The sequence below is a fragment of the Geodermatophilus bullaregiensis genome (assembly GCF_016907675.1).
GTDB lineage: Bacteria > Actinomycetota > Actinomycetes > Mycobacteriales > Geodermatophilaceae > Geodermatophilus > Geodermatophilus bullaregiensis.
The window spans coordinates 3,913,674-3,934,714 of record NZ_JAFBCJ010000001.1 but is presented as its reverse complement, the minus strand read 5'-3'; the positions used below and the strand labels follow the sequence as shown (position 1 = coordinate 3,934,714).

Sequence of the window (21,041 nt, the reverse complement as noted above, 5' to 3'; positions counted from 1 at the left end):
CTCCGCCGTGGTCGAGACCGCCCCGGCGGTGCGGCCGGACCACGTGGACCGGGTCGAGGGGGATCTGTGTCGGACACGCCGGAACCGAGCGGCCGAGTCGTGCTGGTGGGTGCCCACGGCCACGGTCGCTGGCACCTGGAGAACCTGCGCCGGCTGGCCGCCACGAGCGGCGTGCGCCTGGTCGGCGTCTGCGACCAGCGCCCCCTGGAGGGCGAGCTGCGGGAGCTCGCCGGCGACGTGCCCGTCTCGGCTTCGCTCCCCGGCCTGGTCGCGGACACCGCCCCCGACGTCACGATCGTCTGCACGCCGATCCACACCCACACCGACCTGACGCTCGCGGCCGTGGACGCCGGCAGCCACGTGCTGCTGGAGAAGCCCCCCACCCCGACGCTGGCCGAGTTCCACCGGCTCGTCGCGGGGATCGACGCCTCCGGGAAGGCCTGTCAGATCGGCTTCCAGAGCCTCGGGTCCGAGGCCATCGGACGGGTGCGGTCCCTGCTGGAGGACGGGGCGATCGGCGACGTCCGCGGCATCGGCGGGGCCTGCGCCTGGATCCGGGACGCCAGCTACTACGGGCGCGCCGCGTGGGCCGGCCGGCGGACGGTCGACGGTGTGCCGGTCGTCGACGGCGCCCTCACCAACCCGTTCGCGCACGCCGTCGCCACGGCGCTCGCGGTCGCCGGCGCGACCGGCCCGGAGTCGCTGCGCACGGTGGAGGTGGAGCTCTACCACGCCAACCCCATCGAGGCCGACGACACCTCCTGCCTGCGGGTGCGCACCGCGGACGGCCTGGTCGTCACGATCGCGGCCACGCTGGCCGCCGAACGGCCCCGCACGCCCCGGCTCGTGGTCCACGGCAGCACCGGGCGCATCACGCTGGACTACAAGACCGGGACGGTCCGGCTGCAGGCCGGCGACGTCGACGAGACGACCGTCCACCCGAGCACCGACCTGCTCGAGAACCTGCTCGCCCACGTCCGCGACCCCCGCGTCCGGCTGCTCGTGCCCCCGCGCGCGACGTCCTCGTTCATGGAGGTCGTCGAGGCCGTCCGCTGCGCCCCGGAGCCCGTCGGGATCCCCCCGGAGCACCGTCGCCCCGAGGGCGGCGGCCGGACCGCACGCCAGGCCGTGCCGGGGATCGACGACCTGGTGGACGATGCGGCCGAGACGCTGCAGGTGTTCTCCGAGCTGGGCGCGCCGTGGGCGCGGCCGGGCACGATCCGGCGCCCGGACGCCGCGTACGCCGCGCGAGGGAGGTGACGGTGGCCCTGAAGGAGCAGCACCGGGGACACGTCCCCGAGCAGGCCGTCGCACCCGGCGCGACGATCGCGACCCTGGCCGTGGACGACGTGGTGGTGGCCTCCTACTGCGACGGCGCCGGGCTGCCGGCCGTGCTCGCCCCCCGCCCCTTCCTCCACCCGGTCACGACCCTGGCCGGCACCCCCGTCACCGACGCCCAGCCCGAGGACCACCGCTGGCACCTCGGGATCTCGGTGACCCTGCAGGACGTCGGCGGCGCCAACGTCTGGGGCGGCCGGACCTACGTCCGCGACGAGGGCTACACCTGGCTGGCCGACCACGGGCGGCAGGTGCACACCGACTGGCAGGAGCGGACGGACTCCGGCTTCCGCGAGACGCTGACGTGGGAGGGCCCCGACGGGCGCTCCCTGCTCGTCGAGGAGCGGGAGGTGCGCGCCTCCCGCGCGGACCTGCCCGGCGCGTGGCTGCTGGACCTCCGCACCTCCCTGCGCAACGCCACCGGGGTGCCGCTGACCCTGGGCAGCCCGGCCACCAACGGCCGCGCCGGCGCCGGCTACGGCGGCCTGTTCTGGCGGCTGCCCGCGGTCCGTGCGCCCCGCGTGTCCACCCCGGACGCCGAGGGCGAGGACGCCGTCCACGGCTCCTTGAGCCCGTGGGTGGCCCTCAGCTGCGGCGGCTCCTCCCCCTTCACCGTCGTGCTGGCCGGGCGGGACGCGGCCACGCGCCGCGACCCCTGGTTCGTGCGGGTGTCGGACTACCCGGGCCTCGGCGCGCAGCTGGCCCCGGAGCAGCCGGTCGGCCTGCCACCGGGGGACTCGCTCACCCGCAGCTTCCGGGCCCTGGTCGCGGACGGCGTCCTCGGCCCCGACGACATCGACCGCGGACTCACCGCTTCGGCAGCCGGGAACGGGAGCAGACCGTGACGACCGAGCCCCAGAGCCCTGCCCGGCGACGGCGCCGGCACAGCCGGGAGCCCGGCGAGGACGGCACCGGAGCCCGCCGCAACGGCCCGGTGCTGCTCTCGGAGGTGGCGGCCAGGGCGGGCGTCTCGCTGGCCACGGCCTCCCGCGTCCTCAGCGGCAGCCGCTCGGTCGGTGAGCCGTACCGCGGCCGCGTGCTCGCCGCCGCGCGCGAGCTGGAGTACACGCCGAACGCGCAGGCGCAGGCCGTCGCCCGCGGGGCCAGCAACGTCGTCGGGCTGCTCATCCACGACGTCCTGGACCCGTACTTCTCCAGCATCGCCAGCGGGGTCATGCGGCACGTCGAGGAGCGCGACCTCGTCGTCTTCCTCGCCTCCACCCACAGCGACCTCGACCGGGAGCTGGAGTACGTCGCCACCATGCGCTCGCACCGCTCGCGCGGCCTCATCCTCTGCGGCAGCCGCACCACCGACCGGGCGCACAACGAGCGGCTGGTCAAGGAGCTGGAGGGGTACCGGGCCGCGGGCGGGCAGGTGGCGGTGATCAGCCAGAACCGGCTCGGCACGCACGCCGTCGTCCCGCAGAACCGCGCCGGGGCCCGCAAGCTCGCCCGCGAGCTGTGCCGGCTCGGGCACGAGAGGTTCGCCGTGCTGGCCGGGCCGACCAACGTGCTCAGCTCGCGGGACCGGGTCACCGGCTTCCTCGAGGGCCTCGCCGACGCGGGCTGCGACCCCGACGCCGTCCAGGTGCTGCACGGGAGGTTCACCCGGGAGGGCGGCGAGCGGCTGGCCGCCGAGCTCGTGACCGGGGGCCTGCGGGCCACCTGCGTCTTCGCGGTGAACGACGTCATGGCCCTCGGCGCCCTCGCCGCGCTGCGCCGGTCCGGGATCCGGGTCCCCGACGACGTCTCCCTGGCCGGCTTCGACGACATCACCACGTTGCGGGACGTGGTCCCGACGTTGACGACGGTGCGCCTGCCCCTGGAGGAGATGGGCGCCCGGGCCGCGCAGCTGGCGCTGGACTCCGACCCGGCGTCCCCACCCCGTGCGGTGAAGGTGCACGCCGACGTCGTCCTGCGCGACAGCACCCGTCCCCTCTGAGCCGGCGGGGGCAGCACGTGTCACGGGTCCCGGCACCGGACCGCGAGGCCAAGCGCGAGCGGGTGCTCGACCTGCTGCGCAGCTCCGGGCACGAGCGCCTCGTCCTGACCGGCGTGGGCACCCTGGCCTGGTACCTCGACGGCGCCCGCCCCGCGGTCCGGCTCTCCGCGGAGCGCGGTGTCGTCGCGGTCGTCGTCGACCGGGACGGCGACACCGTCGTCGTCCCGGCCAACGAGGTGGACCGGCTGAGGGCCGAGGAGCTGCCCGGCGACGTCGCCGTGCGGGTCACCGACTGGTGGGCGCCGTTGCTCGGCCCGGACCTGGCCCCGGGCACCCCGGGCGTGCTGCACGAGGACGAGGCGGCGGCCGCCGAGGGCCTGCGGGCCGCCCGGGCGTCGCTGCTGCCGGGGGAACGGGCGCGCTACCGCTCCCTGGGCCGGGACACCGCCGAGGCCCTGACCGCGACGGCGCTCACGCTGCAGCCGGCGACGAGCGAGCGGCAGGCCGGCGCCCGCGTGGGAGCCGAGCTGATGGCCCGCGGGATCGACCCGGTCGTCGTCCTCGTCGCCGGCGAGGAGCGGCTGGGCTTCCGGCACGCACTGCCGACCACCGGTCCCCTGGGCCGGCGGGCGGTGCTCGTCGTGTGCGCCCGGCGGCACGGGCTGATCGCCAACGCGACCCGGTGGGTGTCCTTCGTCCCGCTGGACCCGGCCGGGCTCGAGGCCGTGGCGCGGATCCGCGCGGTCGAGACGGCCTTCCTGTCGGCCACGCGGCCCGGACGGACCCTCGGTGAGGTCTTCGCCGACGGCGTCCGCGCCTACGGCGAGCACGGCTTCGCGCCCGACGAGTGGACCCGGCACCACCAGGGCGGGCCGACCGGCTACGCCGGGCGCGACCCGGTCGCGACACCGGACAGCGCGGTGCCGGTCGTGCCGTGGCAGGCCTTCGCCTGGAACCCGTCCGCTCCGGGAGCCAAGACCGAGGACACGGTCCTGCTCGAGCCCGACGGGCCGGCGGTGCTCACCGCCGACGGCGTGTGGCCCACGACGCCCGACGACCTGGGGCTCCCCCGGCCGGACGTCCTCGTCCGCTGAGCCACCCTCCCCGCGACGCCGGGTCGGGGTGCCGGCGCACCGGCACCCCGACCGGTCCTCAGGAGAGCCCGCCGGCACCCGCCCCGGCCCGGACCAGGGCGGGGACCGCCTGGGTCGGGTCGATCCGCTCGTGGAAGGTGGGCGACCAGCTCACCGTCGTCGGGATGTCGGGGTCGTGCGCGGCGTGGTAGGCGTCCACCAGGCTGGTCCGCGACGCCGCCGACCGGCCGTCCAGCAGCGTGCCCGACTCGTCCAGACCGGCGTCGGTCAGCACGGCACCGCGCCGGTCGCGGACGAAGGTCGCCGGGTCCACCCCCCGAGGGCTCGGTCCCGGTGCCCCACACCGCCGGGGCGTAGGCGTCGACGTACTGCTGCAGGTCGACGCCGGGGACCTCGTAGGAGGCGCAGTCGACGCGGCCGTCGGCGGTCCGCCGGTCGGCGTCGAGCACGCCGTGGACGTAGACGATGCGCGGGGTCACGTCCCCGCGGGCCCGGGTCCCGCCCAGCGCCGCGCGGAACTCGTCCCACGTGTCGACGTGGTGGACCTGTTCCGGCGCGGCCGCCGAGCCGCCCGTGGTCCCTCCCTCGGCGGCGGCCCACCCGTCCTGTGTGCCCAGCACCTGCCGGCCCAGGTCCTCGTCGGCGGCCGCGGCGGTGGTCGGAGGTCCGGTGCCCCGCCCACCCGGGGTGGTCCTGCCGCGCGGGTGGTGTGCGCGCGGGAGGGCGGCGGCACGGTGGTCCTGACCGCAGGAGGCCACCGTGGGATCGACGTACTGCCTGGTCCTGAGTGGCCCGCTGCCGTCGGCGGTCGTCGGTGCCGTACGGGACCGGTTCGAGGACGTCCGTGTCTGCGCGGCACCGGCCGGCGTGGTCATCGAGTGCTCCATCCCCGACCAGGCGGCCCTGAGGGCGCTCCTGACCCAGGTCTGGGACGTGGGGGGCGCGGTCGTCCTGGTCGCCGTGGTGTCCAGCAGGAGTGAGAGGAGTCGACATGGCCACGATCAGCGGTGACCCGATCGCCAGGCGCACCGGTGAAGCGGACCTGCGCCGGCCTCGCCGGGTGCCCCCGCCCCACCCGGTCTCCCGGTGGCCCTGGCTGTGGCTGGTCGTGGGCGCGGCACTGCTGCCGTTCGCCGGTCTGCAGACGCTGGTGCCCCTGACGGCGTGGGTGGCGCCGGTCTTCCTGATGCGCTTCACGCGCAGCCGGCGGCCCGTGGTCGGCCTGCCCGTCCTCGTGGTGGCGATCTCCCTCGCGCTGCTGGTGGGCCTCCGGGGCGGGTTCTTCCCGGTCGAGGACGGGATCGGGTACTACGTCTTCGTCGCCGGCCTCGGCCTGGGCGGTGCGCTGCCGTTCGCGGTCGACCGCCTGCTGGCACCGCGGTTGACCGGCCTGTCCCGCACGCTGGTCTTCCCGGCGGCCGTCACCACGGTGGAGTTCCTGAGCACGTTCGTGAGCGCCTACGGCACCGCCGGGAGCGCGGCCTACTCGCAGTACGCCGGCCTCCCGCTGGTGCAGCTGGTGTCCGTCACGGGCATCTGGGGGCTGACCTTCCTGGTGAGCTGGCTGGCGCCGGTGGTCAACCAGCTCTGGGAGCGCGGGTGGTCGGCGCCGGGCGGGAGGACCCCGACCGTGCTCTTCGCCGCGGTTCTGGCCGCGGCACTGCTCTTCGGCGGAGCCCAGCTGGCGTTCGCCGCACCGGCTGCCGAGACGGTGCGCGTCGCCGCCCTCGCTCCCGACCGGCGGCTGTCCGAGCTCGCCTACTCCGCGCCGGCGGTGCCGCCCGGCGACGCCGCCGGGCGCGCGGCGGTCCGGGACGAGTACTTCCGCCCGGTGCTCGACGAGCTGTTCGCGCGCTCGGAGCGGGAGGCCGTCGCCGGGGCCGAGGTCATCGCCTGGTCGGAGGCCGCGGCTCGCACGCTCGAGGAGGACCAGGCCGCCGTCGTGTCCCGCGCGGCCGACGTGGCCCGGCGCCACGGGGTCTACCTGCAGGTCTCGATGATCGTGCAGCTCGCCTCCGGGACCGGGTCGGACGGGGGGCCGGTCAACGAGAACCACGCCGTCCTGCTGGACCCGGACGGCACGGTCGTGTGGGACTACCTGAAGTCCCGGCCCGTGCCCGGCGACGGGCACGACCCCGGCCCCGGCGTCGTGCCGACCGTCGACACGCCCCACGGCCGGCTGGCCACGATCATCTGCCAGGACGACTTCTTCCCCGGCCTGGTGCGGCAGGCGGGCAGGGCGGGGGTCGACATCCTGCTGGTGCCCTCCAGCGACTGGCGCGGCATCGCCGCGTGGCACGCCCAGCAGGCACCCTTCCGGGCCGTCGAGAACGGTGTCGCCCTGGTCCGCCCGACCCGCCAGGGCATCTCGTTGGCCACCGACGGGCAGGGACGGCTCCTCGGCCACAAGGCCGACTACGACCTCGCCTCCGACCAGACCCTGGTGGTGTCGGTGCCGACGCAGGGGAACGACACCTGGTACGCCCGGATGGGGGACACCGTCGCCTTCGCCAGTGCGCTCGGCCTGCTCGCCCTGACCGGGGCGGCCTGGCGCTCCCGCCGTCGTCCGGGCGGGGACGCGGGAACGGCACGGACCGGCTCAGACCAGGCCGAGCGCCCTGCCCCGGTCGACGGCCTCCCGGCGCGATGACGTGCCGAGCTTGCGGTACAGGCTCTTGGTGTAGCCCTTCACGGTGTTCACGGACAGGAACAGCGCGGCGCCGATCTCGCGCTGGGTGGCCGGGCCGGTCATGGCCCGGAGCACCGCGAGCTCCCGGTCGGTGAGGTCCTCGTGGAGGCCACCGAGGCGCCGTGCGGCCCGCACGGCGCCTCGGCCGAGCCGGGTCTCGACGGCCTGCAGCTCCTCGGCGGCCAGCCGTCGGATCGGCGCCGCGTCCGCGACCTCGCGGGCCCGGGTCACCGCCGCACGGGCGGCGACCCGGTCGCCGGCGGCGAGCTCCGCCTCCGCCAGGCTGCTCAGCGCCGTCACCAGCTCGACGTTCCTCCCCCAGACCTCGGCGAGCTCGACCGCGCGGCGCAGGCGGAGCCGGGCGACGGACACCTGCCCGTCCCGGTGAGCGAGGCGGCCCGCCGCCAGTCTGAGCCAGGTGACCGACGCGGCGGCGGCAGCACCCCACACGGCCTCCACGGCGTCGGCGGCCTCCGCGACCTCGTCGCAGACCTCCCGCGCCGCCTCCGGCGCACCCACGTGCACGAGGTCCAGGGCCAGCAGGCCGGCGGTCTGCAGCAGCGCGGGCGTCGGCAGCGCCTCCCGGGAGGGGCACCGCCAGGCCTCCTGGAGCAGGGCGACCGCCGCCCCGTGCTCCTCGGCGCGCGTGTGCGCGCCCGCCAGCGCGACCCGCGCCAGCACGTAGCCGGGGCGCCCGGGGTCGGTCTCGAGCTGCACGGCCCGGCGTCCCTCGATGACGGCGGCCGACGCCGGTTCGCGCTCCTCGTGCCCGTAGGCGGCCCGCATCGTGAGCAGGCACGCGCGGGCGCTGCGCCACCCGTCGATCGGCGGCGTGCGGTCGTCGACCAGGCGCTCGGCGGCGTCACACCAGTGGCGCACCCGGTCAAACCGGCCGCTGAGGACGGCGGCGTACGCCAGCATCACGAACACCTCGGCGTCGGCCGGTCCTCCGGCCGACGCCGCGTCCTCACCGAGCTGCAGGTAGGCGGCTGCGGCACCGGTTTCGAAGAACCACGCCTGCGACGACCGGAGCAGGTCCATCGCACCGGCGACGTCCCCGGCGGCGATCAGGAGCCGGGCGGCCTCGTCCATCCGGCCCTCCCGCGCGTACCAGTCCGCGGCGCGACCCAGCAGCGCCGAGGCGGCGTCGGGACCGGTGGACTCGAGCTCCCGTCGCAGCACCTCCCGCAGGAGGCCGTGGCACCGGTACCAACGCCGACCGGGGTCCAGCGCGGCCACGAAGAGGTTCGCGTCCTCGAGGTCCTGCAGGATCCCGGCCGACCCCGTGCGCCCGAGGACCGCGTCGCACAGGGGGCCGGACAGGCGCTCGAGGACCGACGTCCGCACCAGCAGGTCGCGCCACACCGGGTCCAGGGGGTCCAGGACCTCCGTCACGAGGAAGTCCAGGACGTGACGGTCGTCGCCACGCAGCCGGGCGACCGTCGCCTCGGGCTCGTCGGAGCCCCGGACGGAGAGCGCGGCGAGCTGCAGCCCGGCCGCCCAGCCCTCGGTGCGCTGCCACAGCCGGGTCACCGACGCGGGCGGCAGCCGGATCCCGGCGACCGCGGCGACCACGGCCGACGACTCGGCGGCCGTGAACCGCAGGTCCTCCTGCCGGACCTCGGTGAGCTCCCCTCGCGCCCGCATCCTGCCCAGCGGCAGTGCGGGGTCGGCTCGTCCGGCCATCACCAGGCGCAGCGACGGCGGCAGGTAGGCGAGGAGGAACTCCAGTCCCTCCCAGACCCGGCGGTCGTGCAGGACGTGGACGTCGTCCAGGACCAGGACGTGCCGGCCCGTGCTCGCGGCCAGGTCGTTGAGCAGCAGGGGCAGGGGAACGGTCACCGGGTCGACCCCGGGCGCGGACAGCGCAGCCAGCGCCCCGCCGCCCACTCCCGGGTCGAGGGCGCACAGCGACGTCAGCACGTACCGCCAGAACCGGACCGGCTCGTCGTCCGACCGGTCCAGCGACACCCAGGCCGTGCGGGGCCGTTCCTCGGGCTGCGTCGCCCACTGGGCGAGCAGCGTCGTCTTGCCCCACCCGGCCGGGGCCACCACGACGCACAGCCGCGTGCTCCGCGCCTCGCGCAGCCGCTCGTGCAGTCGCTGCCGGGCCACCGCCCCCGGTCGGGGCGGGGGCGCCGCGTGCTTCACGGACAGCAGGGGCGAGCTCGGTGGTCCCATGGCGACGGCCTCCTGACCCGGCCGCCCGATGCTCCCAGAACGGCTCGTCGGGGAGGGGGTCCGCGTCGACCACCCGCGCGGCCGGCGGTCCGTGCGCCCGGGCTCAGCCGCGGACGGCGCGCAGCACCCTCCGGACGACGAGCACGACCCCGCCGGCGCCGGCCACCCACGGCCCGGCGACGACCACCGGGTCGAGCAGCTGGTGCCGGACGTCGGAGCGCCCGCGCCGCGACCGCAGCCCGCCGCGGGTGAGCTCCGTCCTCAGCCCGGTGGCCGGCACGTCGGGCCGGCCGGAGACGAAGGACCGCAGGTGGTGCTCCCAGGCGTCGACGCGGTCGCCGACCACCAGCAGCACCCAGTGCGCCAGCCGGCCCTCGCTGAACCGGGCGTAGGCGGACCGCCGGATGGCCCCGGACAGGCCCCTGAGCGGCTGCGCGGTGCCGAACACCGGGGTGACGAAGGCGTGCTCGATCGAGCGCTCGCGGCCCTCACTCCCCGGCTGCCGCTCCGGGAAGTCCCAGTGGGCGCCGGTGTCGGCCGGGTACTGCAGCCGCGGGTGCGACGGCCGGTCGGCGGGGTCGAGGTCGACACCCCAGCCGGGGATGCGGGCGCGCAGCTCCTCCCGGCTCGGCGGGGGCGTGCGCTTGTCCCGGACGTACGCGCTCGGGATGTCGGACTCGGTCATCGTCGCTCCCCCTCAGGCCGCGTCGGGCACGATCAGCGGCTTGATGCAGCCGTCGAGCTTGCTGGAGAACACGTGGTAGGCCTCCGCGATGTCCTCCAGCGGGAAGCGGTGGGTGACCACCTCGCGCGGGGTCAGGTGGCCGTTGCGCACGTGCTCGAACATCCGCGGCCACTGCCGCTTCACCGGCGTCTGGTTCATCCGCAGGGTGAGGCCCTTGTTCAGGGCGTCGCCGAACTTCACCGCGTTGGGGATCGGCCCGTAGGCGCCGACCACCGAGACGGTGCCGCCCTTGCGCACCCCGTCGATGGCCCAGTTGAGCGCGACCGGCGACCCGCCCTGCAGTTTCAGCTTGGTGCCGGTCACGTGCTGCAGGAAGTTGCCGTCGGCCTCCGCGCCGACCGCCTCGATGACGACGTCGGCGCCCAGGTGGTCGGTCTGCTTCTTCATCTCGACCACGATGTCGTCGTACTCGTCGTAGTCCAGCGTCTCGGCGTGGGCCATGGTCCGCGCCTTCTCCAGCCGCTCCTGCAGGTGGTCGACGACGATCACCCGGCCGGCGCCCATCAGCCACGAGGACTGCGCCGCGACCAGGCCGACCGGCCCGGCGCCGAGCACCACGACGGTGTCCCCCTCGGCGATCTCGCCGAGCTGGGCGCCGAAGTAGCCGGTGGCGGCGGCGTCGGTGAGGACGACGGCGTCCTCGTCGTGCATCCAGTCGGGGATCTTCGCCGGGCCGACGTCGGCGAACGGGACGCGGACGTACTGCGACTGGCCGCCGTCGTAGCCGCCGGTGGTGTGTGAGTAGCCGTAGATCCCGCCGACCGCCGTCGCGTTGGGGTTGACGTTGTGGCAGTTCGAGTACAGGCCGCGGGCGCAGAACCAGCAGGACCCGCAGAAGACGTTGAACGGCACCATCACCCGGTCGCCGACCTGCAGGTTCTGCACCGACGGGCCGACCCGCTCGACGACGCCGATGAACTCGTGGCCGAACGTGTGCCCGATCCGGGTGTCCGGCATGAGCCCGTGGTAGAGGTGCAGGTCGGAGCCGCAGATCGCGGCCAGCGTCACCCGGACGATCGCGTCGTTCGGGTGCTCGACGGCCGGGACGTCCTTGTCCTCGACCCGGATCTTGTACGGGCCGCGGTACACCATCGCGCGCATCGATCTCGCCCTCCTCGGGGACTCCGGCCGTGCGGCCGGAGGCGTCCGTCAGGTCCGCCGGCACTGCTCGGCGACGGTTCCGTACCTTCCCCCGCCCGGCGGGACGTGGCCACTCGGGAGCGCACCGGCGGCGTTGCCCTCCATCCGGCCCCCGGGGCCATACCGTCGGCCTGCCGTCGCACCGACCACGGGGAGCCGCCGAGATGGACCCGCGCCCGCTGACCGAGCAGGACCGCATCGAGGCCTTCCGCCAGGCGCAGCTGAGCCACCTCGACCGGCAGACCGAGCTGCTCACGTCCATCCACCGCTGGGTGACCCTGGGGCTCGGCTCGGTGCTGCTGGCACTGCTCCTGCTGATCTACCTCACCTTCGTGATCGCCATCGGCTGACCGGCGGAAACGGGTTGCCGGCCTCCGTAGCGTCGCGGACGTGACCACTCCCCTCCTGCTCGAGCCGGTGCACCGCCCGGAGGACGGCGAGCTCGTCGGCCACCTGGCTGCCGCCCGCGACGGCCGGTGGGTGGCGTGCGCCGTCCCCGGGACGCCGTTGCGGACCTGCACGACCCGCGACGAGGCGGTGACCCTCCTGCGCTCCCGGGGGCTGGCCGTGCTCGCCGAGCGGTGGGAGTACCGGCCGGCCGACGGCGACGAGGTCCGGACGGCGTGGCTGGTCGAGGCCCGGCCCGGGGCGGTCGTGGTGCGCTTCGGGTACGACCCGGCGTCGGTGTCCCTGACCGGCGCCGACCTCGACCGGCTCGCCCCCGCCCGTCCGGTCTGACCCGCGGAAGCCCGGCGGGCCGGGCGGCGTTCAGCGGTCGTGGGCACTCCGCGGGACGTCGACGTCGTGGTGATCGGTGCGGGCCAGGCCGGCCTGTCCACCGCGTACCACCTGGCCCGGCTGGGCCTCCCGCCCGGCCGCGGCTTCGTCGTCCTCGACGGCGACGCCGCGCCGGGCGGAGCCTGGCAGCACCGCTGGCCGTCGCTGACGATCGCCACGACGCACCGGGTGCACGAGCTGCCCGGCCTGCCGTTCACCCCGGCGTCGGAGGACCTGCCCGCCGCCGAGGCGGTGCCGGCCTACTTCGCCGAGTACGAGCGGCGCTTCGAGCTGCCGGTGCAGCGGCCGGTGCGGGTGACCGCCGTGCGCCGCACCGGCGACGGCCGCTTCCTCGTCTCGGCGCCCCAGGGCGAGTGGCGGGCCCGCGGCGTGGTCAACGCCACCGGCACCTGGACCCGCCCGTTCGTGCCGCGCTACCCGGGCCAGGAGACCTTCCGCGGCCGGCAGCTGCACACCGTCGGTTACCGCGGCGCGGCGGAGTTCACCGGGCAGTCGGTCGTGGTCGTCGGCGGGGGCGCCTCGGCGGTGCAGCTGCTGGGCGAGCTCGCCGCCGTCGCCCGGACGACGTGGGTCACCCGCCGGCCGCCGGTCTGGCGCGAGGGCCCCTTCGGCGAGGAGCAGGGCCGCGAGGCGGTGGCCCGGGTCGCCGAGGCCGTGCGCGCCGGCCGCACGCCCGGCAGCGTCGTCGGTGCCACCGGGCTGGTCGTCACACCGTGGGTGCGTCGCGCCCTCGACGACGGCGTCCTCACCCGCCTGCCGGTGTTCGACCGCATCACCCCCGACGGCGTCGCCTGGGACGACGGCCGGACCGTGCGGGCCGACGTGATCCTGTGGGCCACCGGCTTCCGCGCCGCCGTCGGCCACCTCGCGCCGCTGCGGCTGCGCACCCGGGACGGCGTCATCCGGCTCGACGGCACCTCCGCCGTCGACGAGCCGCGCCTGCAGCTGGTCGGCTACGGGCCGAGCGCCAGCACGATCGGCGCCAACCGGGCCGGCCGCACCGCCGCCCGCACGCTGCGCCGGCTGCTCGACCAGGACACCGAGCTGGCCCGCAGCGCCTGAGCGGGGGTCCTCCCCCAGCGCGGGGTCGGGGTCGGCTCAGGGGCGGATCAGGGGCCCGCCCGGATGTGGCGGCAGCCGGCCGGGCGGGAGCCTTCCGGGCCATGACCACCTACCCTGCCCGTTCCCCGGCGGTGACCCCGTGATCGTCGCCTCCGGTCTCACCAAGCGCTTCGGCGACCGCGTCGCCGTCGACGACGTCTCCTTCACCGTCCGGCCCGGCCGGGTCACCGGCTTCCTCGGCCCCAACGGCGCCGGCAAGTCCACGACGATGCGCATGGTCATCGGCCTGGACCGGCCGACCGCCGGCACGGTCACCGTCGACGGCGCCCGCTACGCCGACGTCCCCGCCCCGCTGCGCGCCGTCGGGGCGCTGCTCGAGGCCCGCGCCGTGCACCCGGGCCGCTCCGCCCGCGCCCACCTGCGGTGGATGGCCGCCAGCAACGGCATCCCGGCCCGTCGCGTCGACGAGGTGCTCGGTCTCGTCGGCATCGAGGCGGTCGCCGGCCAGCGGGTGGGCCGCTTCTCCCTGGGCATGGGCCAGCGGCTCGGCATCGCCGCCGCACTGCTCGGGGACCCGCCGGTGGTCGTCCTCGACGAGCCGGTCAACGGCCTGGACCCCGAGGGCATCCGCTGGGTGCGCACCCTGGCCCGCGACCTCGCCGCCGAGGGCCGCACCGTGCTGGTCTCCAGCCACCTCATGGCCGAGATGGCGCTGACCGCCGACCACCTCGTGGTCATCGGCCGGGGCCGGGTCCTCGCCGACTGCTCGACCGCCGCCTTCATCGCCGAGCACGCCGCCTCCTTCGTCCGGGTGCGGACCCCGCAGCCCGGGGCGCTGGCCGACGTCCTGCGCCGCTCCGGCGCCGAGGTCGCCCGGGACGGCGACGAGCTGCACGTGCAGGGCGTCGACGCCGCGACCACCGGCGAGCTCGCCGCCGGCGCCGGCCTCGTGCTGCACGAGCTCGGCCTCGTCACCTCCTCGCTCGAGGAGGCGTTCATGACCCTGACCGCCGGCAGCGTCGAGTTCGCCGCCGCCCGCCCCGCCGAGGTGACCCGGTGACCGCTCCCGCCCTGACCCTCCCCGGCACCGCACCGCTCCCCGCGGGCGGCGCCACGCTCCCCAGCGCCGTGCACGCCGAGTGGATCAAGCTGTGGTCGGTGCGCTCCACCGGCTGGTCGCTGGTCGCGATGGTGGCCCTCGGCGCCGGGCTGACGACGCTGGTCTGTGCCCTGGTCGCACCCGAGCTCGCCGCCGGCCAGGAGGGCGAGCCGGTGGGCGCGTTCATCACCTGGGGGCTGCTGTTCGCCCAGGTCACCGCGGTCGTGCTCGGTGCCCTCGTCGCCACCGGCGAGTACGGCACCGGGATGATCCGCGCGACCCTGGCGGCCACTCCCCGCCGCGGCACCGTGCTGGCGGCCAAGGCGCTGGTGCTCACCGGCACGCTGTTCGTGGCCGGCGTCGTGACGGCGACGCTCGGCTGGCTGGGTGGCAACGCGTTCCTGTCGGCGGAGGGCATCGGCATCTCGCTCGGCGACGACGGGATGCTGCGCTCGCTGCTGGGCAGCGGCCTCTACATGGCCGGGCTCGGCCTGCTGGCGATGGCCGCCGGGCTGCTGCTGCGCTCGACCGCCGCGGTGGTGTCGGTCGTGCTCGCGCTGGTGTTCCTGGTCGGCAACCTGGTGATCCTCCTGCCCGGCGCGTGGGGCGAGTGGCTGACCAAGCTGATGCCGGGCAACGCCGGGTCGCGGATCGCGATGCCCGAGTCGTTCAACCCGCTGCTGCTCGACCCGTGGCCCGGGTTCGCCGTCTTCGCCGCCGAGGTCGCGGTGCTGCTCGCCGTCGCGGCGGTCGTCTTCTCCCGCCGCGACGCCTGAGGGAGGGACCTCGTCCTCCGGCAGCGTCGTGCTCCGCCCCCGATCGTGGGCAGAGCACGAGCGCGCCGGGGACACGGTGGGACGGGCCCGGCAGTGGGCAGGCACAGTGGAGGGGTGACCTCCCCCGACCCCACCGCCCTCGGCCGCGAGCGTGCCGGCGAGCTCCTGCGCCGGCTCGAGGCCGGCGACCCCGGCGGCGCCGACGCCGTGCTCGCCGACGTCGACGAGGTGCGCGACCTCGTCTACGTCGGCGCCGCGCTCACCGCGCTGGCCCGCGCCGAGGCCCGTGCGCTGCCGCCGGCGCAGCGGGCGCAGGCCAACACCCGTCAGCGCGACCTCGGCGCCGTCCGCGACGCCGCCCGCACCGACCCCGCCGGCCTGCGGCGGTGGCTGCGCCGGTCGGCCGAGGAGCTGCTGCTGCTCCGCTCGCAGCGGGCCGCCGCCGACGCCATCGCCGGCTGAGCCCGCCGGCGCCGGCCGGCGCCGGCGCACCCGGGCCGGCCGGGACCGGGAGGTGGCACCGGTCCCGGCCGGGCGCTCAGGAGCCGATCGGCGTGAGCGCGCTGACCATCCCGAAGAGGTCCTTGGGGTCCTCGGGCTCGGCGACGAGGTCGATGTCGTCGACCCACGGCGTGCCGCGCACCTCGTCGCGCACGTAGCGCAGCGCGGAGAGGTCCTCGACGGCGAAGCCGACCGAGTCGAACACGGTGACCTGGGTGGCCGAGGTCCGGCCCGGGACCCGGCCGGTGACGACCTGCCAGAGCTCGGTCACCGGGAAGTCGGCCGGCATCGCCTGGATCTCCCCCTCGATCCGGGTCTGCGGCGGGAACTCGACGAAGACCTCGACGTCGTCGCGCACCAGGATCGTGGGGTCGAGCTCGGTCTTGCCGGGGCAGTCGCCGCCGATCGCGTTGACGTGCACCCCGGGCTCGATCCACTCGGCGGGCAGCACGACCGCGCGGGCCTTGTCCGCGGTGCACGTGGTGACCACGTCGGCGCCCCGCACCGCCTCCCGGCCGGACGACGCGAGGGTGACGTCGAAACCGAGCGGCTCGAGGTTGCGGGCCAGCTTGGCCATGGCGGCCGGGTCGGTGTCCCACACCGCCAGTTCGCTGATCCCCAGGGCGCCGCGCATCCCGAGCGCCTGGAACTCCGACTGGCTGCCGGCGCCGATGAGCGCCAGCCGGCGGGAGTCGGGCCGGGCCAGGTGGCGGGCGACCATCGCCGACGTCGCCGCCGTCCGCAGCGCGGTGAGGAGGGTCATCTCGGCGAGGAAGACGGGGTAGCCGTTGGAGACGTCGGCCAGCGCGCCGAAGGCGGACACCGTCTGGAAGCCGCGCGCGGGGTTGCTCGGGTGCCCGTTGACGTACTTGAAGGCGTAGGTCTCGCCGTCGCTCGTGGGCATCAGCTCGATGACACCCCAGGGCGTGTGGCTGCCGACGCGGGCGATCTTGTCGAAGGACTCCCACCGGCGGAAGTCGTCCTCCACGTAGCGGGACATCCCCGCGATGATCCGTTCCGGCCCGGTCTCGGCCACCCAGCGGACCATGTTGCGCACGTCGACGAACAGCGTCATGACGGCCGCCTCCCCTCGATGGGGAGAACGCTAGGGATGGACGATCTGCACGGTCAATGAGCAGAGCGCGCGCATCGTGCGCAAGGACCGACCACATCGCCGCGCTGACCTGTACGGTCTGCACATGGCAGAGCTGAGCGACCTCGACCGACGGCTGCTGGCGGCCCTGCGCGAGGACGGCCGGGCGCCGGTGGCGGAGCTGGCCCGCCGGCTGGGGGTCACCCGGGCGACCGTCACCAGCCACCTCGACCGGCTGGTCGCCGAGGACGTGGTCGTCGGGTTCACCGTCCGGGTGCGGGACGAGACCCTGGCCGGCGGCGTGCGCGCGGTCTCGCTCATCGAGGTCGAGGGGCGCTCCACCGACGACGTCATCCGGCGGCTGCGCGGGTTCCCCGAGATCGAGTCGATGCACTCGACCAACGGCGCCTGGGACCTCGTCGCCGAGACCCGCACCGCCGACCTCGCCGAGTTCGACCGGCTGCTCAACCGGATCCGGGCCGTCCCCGGCGTGATCAACAGCCAGACCAGCCTGCTGCTGACCTCCGTCCTGCGCTGAGGTGACGTGGTCCAGTGGTCGGCCCCCTCGCAGGGGCCCGCTGCGAGCCTGCGAGCGGTGGGGGGCGAGGGGGGTCCTCAGGCCGGCCGGGTCGCCGCCCGCGCCACCGGCAGGGCCGCAACCAGCACGGCGGCCACGAGCAGGTAGGTCCACGACAGGCCGGCGCCGGCCGCGACCACGCCCAGGGCCAGGGCGCCGACCGCGGTGCCCGCGTCGAAGGAGGCGTTCCACAGGGCGCTGGCCGTGGTCGCCCCGCCCTCGCCGGCGCGGGCGAAGGCGGTGACCAGCGTCAGGTTCTGCACCGCGCCGTAGCCGGCGCCGAACAGCGCCGCGCCGAGGAGCACGACGGCGTCCCCGGTGGACAGTCCCAGCGCGACGACGGCCAGCCCCGCCGCACCGGTGAGCAGGGTGACCGGCAGCAGCCGCCCGGTGCCGAGCCGGTCGGCCACCAGCCCCGCCCGCCAGCGGCTGAGCGCGCCGGTGACGCCGAAGACGAGCAGCGCCGCCGTCGCCAGGAGGCCGTCGGGCCGCTCGATCGGGAGGAACGTCACCAGCCCGCCCCCGGCCAGGGTGACGACGAACAGCACCGCCGACGGCGCCAGCGCAGCCCGCACCGCGGCGCGCGACGACGTCCACGCGCCCGGCTCCCAGCGCACCGTGCGGGTCAGCACGGGCAGCAGTGGCAGGGCGAGCACGGGAGCGGCGGCCAGCCAGGAGAGCACCGCGGCGTGCCCGTCGAGCACCAGCGCCACGCCGGCGGGGACGGCGACCAGGTTGGGCACCGCGATGGCCAGCCCGTAGAGGCCGATCGACTCGCCGCGGCGCTCGAGCGGGGCAACCTGCGCGGCCAGCGTCGCCCCGAGCACGGTGAGCACGGCGAACCCGGCCCCGCGCACCGCCGAGACCGCCGAGAGCCACAGCACCCCGTCGCCGAGCACGTACAGCGGCGCGGGTGCGCCCAGGGCGAGCAGGCCGGCCGCGAACACCGGGCCGAGGCCGAACCGCGCGGTGAGCGCCGGGACGGACGACTGCACGGCCACCGTGACCAGCAGGAACACCGCCGTCACGACCCCGGCGGTGTCCGGCGACGCGCCGCCGGCGACCGCGTAGGCCGGCAGCGAGGCCAGCGTCAGGCAGTAGCTGACGAAGCCGAGCGTGGTCGCGCCGACCAGGGCGCGCATCGCCGGCAGCCGCCACAGCGACGCCCGCGGCCGCGTCGTCCCCCCGGTCATCCCGCTCCCCTCCGCGGGCGGTGTCGCCCGGCCGACCAGCATGACCGTGCGCGCACGGGCCGGTGAGGTGGGGGTTATCGACCGTGGCCGGGAGTGCCCATACCGGCCTCCCGGGCGCGGGAGACGGCGGCGGCTCGATCGGGGACCTGCAACTTCGTGAGGACGGCGGACACGTGGTTGCGCACGGTCTTGTCCGACAGGCCCAGCCGGCGCGCGATCTGGCCGGTCGGCAGCCCGGCGGCCAGCAACTCGAGCACCTCGCGCTCCCGACCGGTCAGCTCCGGGAAGGCCGGGGTGCGGGTGGCCGTCCCGGTCAGGGCGTCCGCGACCCGACGGGCGACCGCGCCGCCGTACAGGGCGTCACCGCCGGCGACGGCGAGCACCGCCCGCACGATCTCGTCCCGGTCGGCCCCCTTCAGCAGGTAACCGCGCGCGCCGGCACGCAGCGCACCCAACAGCGACGCGTCGTCCTCGTGCATGGTGAGCACGAGGATGCCGAGCCCGGGTCGCCGACGGGTCAGCTCGTCGATGGCCGCCGTACCGGACAGCGTCGGCATCGACAGGTCGGTGAGGACGACGTCCGGCGAGCAGCGGGCCACCTGGGCCAGCAGCTCCGCACCGTTCGCGGCCTCGCCCACCACGTCGACCTCCGGCGAGGCGTCCAGCACCGCACGCAGCCCGAAGCGATACATCGGGTGGTCGTCGGCCAGCACCACGCGGACGGTCACCGGCTGGCCTCCAGGGGGAGCCCCGCGACGACCCGCGTGCCGTCCGGCCCGGTGGTCACGGTGAGGTCGCCACCCACCGCCCGTGCGCGGGCGCGCATGGACTCCAGCCCCACGCCGGTGCAGCCCGGGTCGTCCCCGGTCGCGAACCCAGCGCCGTCGTCGGCCACGGCCACCTCGAGGCGGCCGTCCCGAGTCCGCAGACCCACCTCGGCCGACCGGGCGCCGGAGTGTCGGACCACGTTGGTCAGCGCCTCCTGCGCGATCCGGTAGGCCGCCGTCTCGACCTCCGGCGGCAACGGGGGCAGCTCCCCGGCGATCACCCGCACCGGCACCGACGGCGCCAGCGCGTCCGCGTGCCTGCCCACCGCGGCCACGAGCCCCGCGTCGTCCAGGGAGCCCGGCCGCAGCCCGTCGAGGATCCGGCGCACCTCGCCGACGGCGTCGTCGACCTCGTCCCTCAGCCGCGTGAGCAGCCCACCGGTCCGTGGGTCGACCGGCTCACGCAGGTGGGCCTGCACCGCCTGGACACCGAGACCGATCCCGGCGAGCGAGGGCCCCACGCCGTCGTGCAGGTCACGGCGGATGCGGTCCCGCTCGGCATGGGTGGCGGCGAGGACGCGGTCACGTTCTCGCTCGAGCGACCCGGTCAGCTCCAGCGCCCGGACGACGACGGCCACCTGGGGCGCCAGCGCCGCCAGCAGCCGCAGGTCCCCGGCGGTGAACGGCTCGCCCGGGTGCCGTTCGGCCACGCGGAGAGCGCCGACGTCCCGGCCACCGACCCGAAGGGGGACGGCGACCGCTCCGGCGCGGTCCGCCGGCTCCCCCGGTGGCAGGACCTGGGCGGCCGGCACGCGCAGCGCCGTGGTCACCGTGTCGAGGACGGCGGGAAGCAGCTCGGCCTCGTCGGCATCGGCCACTCGGTCGCCGAGCTCGGTCACCGCGGTCACCGGGTCGCGCCGTGACCCGTAGACGAACCGGTCGGCCGCCGATTGCAGCCACGTACGTGCAGGGTTCAGCGCGACCGCGAGCAGCGCCGCGGCCACCGCGCCGGTCACGGGCGAGAGGGTGCGCCCGAGCGCGGCCGCGACCAGCGCCGCTCCGGCCAGGTACAGGACGACGACGGCGGCGGTGAGGGCGGCGTAGACCAGCGCCCGGCTGACCATGATGCCGAGGAGCCGGTAGCGGACGACGCCGACGACGACGGCGCCCGGGACCATCAGGCCCAGCGGCAGGATGAGCCACTCGACCGAGTCGGGGAGGACGAAGACAGCCAGCATGAGTGGCAGGACGACGCAGACCAGCCAGGCCAGCTGTTGCCGCTCCGGGGGGCGGGCACGCACCAGCCGCACCACCGTGGCGACCCAGATGGTGACCGCGCCGCCGAGCACGGCCCCCCCGGCGGACACGGCGACGGGGATCCACCAGCTCCGGGGCAGGTCCACCGGAGCGGGCCCGGAGGCAGTGTCGTCGTACGCGGACTGGGTCAGGCTGCTCACGACCGTGAGGACGGCGAGCCCGACCGAGACCGCGCCGACCGGCCACCGCCACCAGCGCGCCGGTAGCTCGCCCGAGGGGTACAGCGCGACGAGCACGGTGGCCGGCAGCACCAGGGACGGCAGCCACAGCATCGAGCCGACCAGGGCCGCCCACCCTGCCAGCGGCCAGACCGGGTCGGCGACGTCCACGCCGTAGCCGCCGTACGCGCCGCCGCCGACGCTGAGCGCCTGCAGCAGTCCGGTGAGCACGAACAGCCAGCCGATCGCGTTCCGCGGCCGCAGGTGGACCAGCAGCGCGCCGGTGGCCGCGTAGACGAGGGAGTAGACGCCGCCGATGGTCGAGGCCGGGGGTTCGGCGACACGGGCGTCGACCCACGCCGACAGCACCGCCGCGGCGGCGCAGAGCAGGGTGGCGGCGACCGCGGCGCCGGTGCGGATCCATCGGGAGCCCACCGGGTCAGTGTGGCGGTGGCGGCGTCCCGGGTGGGGCCTGCGGTGTCCCGGCCGACCCGGGAGGTCGTCCCGGGTCGGCGGGCCGTGCGGCCCATCCGGTAGGTCGCCCGGGACGGCCACGGTGGTCGGCGTCCGG

The 21,041-nt window shown here is 76.1% G+C and carries 21 protein-coding genes; 13 read left to right on the top strand and 8 right to left on the bottom strand.

From position 1 onward, the window contains the following. The first annotated feature begins 105 nt into the window (after window positions 1-105). From JOD57_RS18845 to JOD57_RS18830, 4 genes are read left to right on the top strand one after another with little or no spacing between them, the layout of a single operon-like run. Window positions 106-1,260, top strand: coding sequence for a Gfo/Idh/MocA family protein (locus JOD57_RS18845; RefSeq protein WP_307824785.1), 1,155 nt, complete (start codon window positions 106-108; stop codon window positions 1,258-1,260). A 2-nt stretch (window positions 1,261-1,262) separates the two neighbouring features. After that, complete coding sequence (locus tag JOD57_RS18840; protein WP_204693428.1) at window positions 1,263-2,183, top strand: DUF6807 domain-containing protein; 921 nt, start codon at window positions 1,263-1,265, stop codon at window positions 2,181-2,183. Next, window positions 2,180-3,280 carry a LacI family DNA-binding transcriptional regulator gene (locus JOD57_RS18835; RefSeq protein WP_307824784.1) on the top strand — a complete coding sequence of 367 codons (1,101 nt, stop codon included), beginning with the start codon at window positions 2,180-2,182 and terminating at the stop codon, window positions 3,278-3,280. Before JOD57_RS18840 ends, JOD57_RS18835 begins: the two co-directional genes overlap by 4 nt. A gap of 17 nt (window positions 3,281-3,297) precedes the next feature. Next, on the top strand, window positions 3,298-4,374 hold the full coding sequence (locus tag JOD57_RS18830; protein ID WP_204693427.1) for a M24 family metallopeptidase: 1,077 nt from the start codon (window positions 3,298-3,300) through the stop codon (window positions 4,372-4,374). Between the two features lie 58 nt (window positions 4,375-4,432). On the opposite strand, the gene JOD57_RS18825 is transcribed toward JOD57_RS18830, so the two are convergent. Continuing rightward, on the bottom strand, window positions 4,433-4,687 hold the full coding sequence (locus tag JOD57_RS18825) for a hypothetical protein (RefSeq protein WP_204693426.1): 255 nt from the start codon (window positions 4,685-4,687) through the stop codon (window positions 4,433-4,435). A 446-nt stretch (window positions 4,688-5,133) separates the two neighbouring features. Between JOD57_RS18825 and JOD57_RS27465 the strand changes: the two genes are divergently transcribed. Both JOD57_RS27465 and JOD57_RS18820 read left to right on the top strand, forming a co-directional pair. After that, complete coding sequence (locus tag JOD57_RS27465) at window positions 5,134-5,385, top strand: DUF8691 family protein (RefSeq protein WP_504739273.1); 252 nt, start codon at window positions 5,134-5,136, stop codon at window positions 5,383-5,385. Beyond that, window positions 5,366-7,024, top strand: coding sequence for a nitrilase-related carbon-nitrogen hydrolase (locus JOD57_RS18820; protein WP_204693425.1), 1,659 nt, complete (start codon window positions 5,366-5,368; stop codon window positions 7,022-7,024). The genes JOD57_RS27465 and JOD57_RS18820 overlap by 20 nt, the downstream gene beginning before the upstream one ends. On the opposite strand, the gene JOD57_RS18815 is transcribed toward JOD57_RS18820, so the two are convergent. From JOD57_RS18815 to JOD57_RS18805, 3 genes are all read right to left on the bottom strand, one after another. Then, complete coding sequence (locus tag JOD57_RS18815) at window positions 6,974-9,244, bottom strand: helix-turn-helix transcriptional regulator (protein WP_204693424.1); 2,271 nt, start codon at window positions 9,242-9,244, stop codon at window positions 6,974-6,976. The two genes, JOD57_RS18820 and JOD57_RS18815, sit on opposite strands and share 51 nt — an antisense overlap. 103 nt (window positions 9,245-9,347) lie before the next feature. Next, entirely contained in the window at window positions 9,348-9,929 is a 582-nt protein-coding gene (locus JOD57_RS18810; RefSeq protein ID WP_204693423.1) for a hypothetical protein, read from the bottom strand. Between the two features lie 12 nt (window positions 9,930-9,941). Continuing rightward, window positions 9,942-11,090 (bottom strand): zinc-dependent alcohol dehydrogenase, encoded by a 1,149-nt coding sequence (locus JOD57_RS18805; RefSeq protein ID WP_204693422.1) that lies wholly within the window; start codon window positions 11,088-11,090, stop codon window positions 9,942-9,944. A 203-nt stretch (window positions 11,091-11,293) separates the two neighbouring features. Between JOD57_RS18805 and JOD57_RS18800 the strand changes: the two genes are divergently transcribed. From JOD57_RS18800 to JOD57_RS18775, 6 genes are all read left to right on the top strand, one after another. Next, on the top strand, window positions 11,294-11,479 hold the full coding sequence (locus JOD57_RS18800) for a hypothetical protein (protein WP_204693421.1): 186 nt from the start codon (window positions 11,294-11,296) through the stop codon (window positions 11,477-11,479). A gap of 40 nt (window positions 11,480-11,519) precedes the next feature. Next, complete coding sequence (locus JOD57_RS18795; RefSeq protein WP_204693420.1) at window positions 11,520-11,867, top strand: hypothetical protein; 348 nt, start codon at window positions 11,520-11,522, stop codon at window positions 11,865-11,867. Between the two features lie 39 nt (window positions 11,868-11,906). Continuing rightward, entirely contained in the window at window positions 11,907-12,989 is a 1,083-nt protein-coding gene (locus JOD57_RS18790; RefSeq protein ID WP_204693419.1) for an FAD-dependent oxidoreductase, read from the top strand. A 139-nt stretch (window positions 12,990-13,128) separates the two neighbouring features. Further along, window positions 13,129-14,049: an ABC transporter ATP-binding protein gene (locus JOD57_RS18785; protein WP_204693418.1), complete on the top strand. Its 921-nt coding sequence runs from the start codon at window positions 13,129-13,131 to the stop codon at window positions 14,047-14,049. Next, a complete protein-coding gene (locus JOD57_RS18780; RefSeq protein WP_204693417.1) occupies window positions 14,046-14,864 on the top strand; it encodes an ABC transporter permease in 819 nt (272 codons plus the stop codon). The genes JOD57_RS18785 and JOD57_RS18780 overlap by 4 nt, the downstream gene beginning before the upstream one ends. Before the next feature lie 114 nt (window positions 14,865-14,978). After that, entirely contained in the window at window positions 14,979-15,326 is a 348-nt protein-coding gene (locus JOD57_RS18775; RefSeq protein ID WP_204693416.1) for a hypothetical protein, read from the top strand. A 76-nt stretch (window positions 15,327-15,402) separates the two neighbouring features. On the opposite strand, the gene ocd is transcribed toward JOD57_RS18775, so the two are convergent. Beyond that, the gene (ocd, locus tag JOD57_RS18770) at window positions 15,403-16,440 is read right to left on the bottom strand and encodes an ornithine cyclodeaminase (RefSeq protein ID WP_204693415.1); all 1,038 of its coding nucleotides are present in this window, start codon (window positions 16,438-16,440) and stop codon (window positions 15,403-15,405) included. A gap of 124 nt (window positions 16,441-16,564) precedes the next feature. Between ocd and JOD57_RS18765 the strand changes: the two genes are divergently transcribed. Beyond that, window positions 16,565-16,996 carry an Lrp/AsnC family transcriptional regulator gene (locus tag JOD57_RS18765; protein ID WP_204693414.1) on the top strand — a complete coding sequence of 144 codons (432 nt, stop codon included), beginning with the start codon at window positions 16,565-16,567 and terminating at the stop codon, window positions 16,994-16,996. Between the two features lie 77 nt (window positions 16,997-17,073). Here the strand turns inward: JOD57_RS18765 and JOD57_RS18760 are convergent, their stop codons facing one another. From JOD57_RS18760 to JOD57_RS27040, 3 genes are all read right to left on the bottom strand, one after another. After that, window positions 17,074-18,228, bottom strand: a complete 1,155-nt coding sequence (locus tag JOD57_RS18760; protein WP_204693413.1) for an MFS transporter — start codon at window positions 18,226-18,228, stop codon at window positions 17,074-17,076. A 74-nt stretch (window positions 18,229-18,302) separates the two neighbouring features. Beyond that, window positions 18,303-18,956 (bottom strand): response regulator transcription factor, encoded by a 654-nt coding sequence (locus JOD57_RS18755; protein WP_307824783.1) that lies wholly within the window; start codon window positions 18,954-18,956, stop codon window positions 18,303-18,305. Continuing rightward, window positions 18,953-20,905: a sensor histidine kinase gene (locus tag JOD57_RS27040; RefSeq protein ID WP_204693412.1), complete on the bottom strand. Its 1,953-nt coding sequence runs from the start codon at window positions 20,903-20,905 to the stop codon at window positions 18,953-18,955. The genes JOD57_RS18755 and JOD57_RS27040 overlap by 4 nt, the downstream gene beginning before the upstream one ends. Window positions 20,906-21,041 lie beyond the last annotated feature (136 nt).

What these genes read in the sequence shown, in the direction of transcription:
- JOD57_RS18820 (WP_204693425.1), top strand. Translation starts at nt 5,366, where the DNA reads ATGGCCACGATCAGCGGTGACCCGATCGCCAGGCGCACCGGTGAAGCG.
- JOD57_RS18760 (WP_204693413.1), bottom strand. Translation starts at nt 18,228, where the DNA reads ATGACCGGGGGGACGACGCGGCCGCGGGCGTCGCTGTGGCGGCTGCCG.
- JOD57_RS18800 (WP_204693421.1), top strand. Translation starts at nt 11,294, where the DNA reads ATGGACCCGCGCCCGCTGACCGAGCAGGACCGCATCGAGGCCTTCCGC.
- JOD57_RS18805 (WP_204693422.1), bottom strand. Translation starts at nt 11,090, where the DNA reads ATGCGCGCGATGGTGTACCGCGGCCCGTACAAGATCCGGGTCGAGGAC.
- JOD57_RS18810 (WP_204693423.1), bottom strand. Translation starts at nt 9,929, where the DNA reads ATGACCGAGTCCGACATCCCGAGCGCGTACGTCCGGGACAAGCGCACG.
- JOD57_RS18765 (WP_204693414.1), top strand. Translation starts at nt 16,565, where the DNA reads ATGGCAGAGCTGAGCGACCTCGACCGACGGCTGCTGGCGGCCCTGCGC.
- JOD57_RS18815 (WP_204693424.1), bottom strand. Translation starts at nt 9,244, where the DNA reads ATGGGACCACCGAGCTCGCCCCTGCTGTCCGTGAAGCACGCGGCGCCC.
- ocd (WP_204693415.1), bottom strand. Translation starts at nt 16,440, where the DNA reads ATGACGCTGTTCGTCGACGTGCGCAACATGGTCCGCTGGGTGGCCGAG.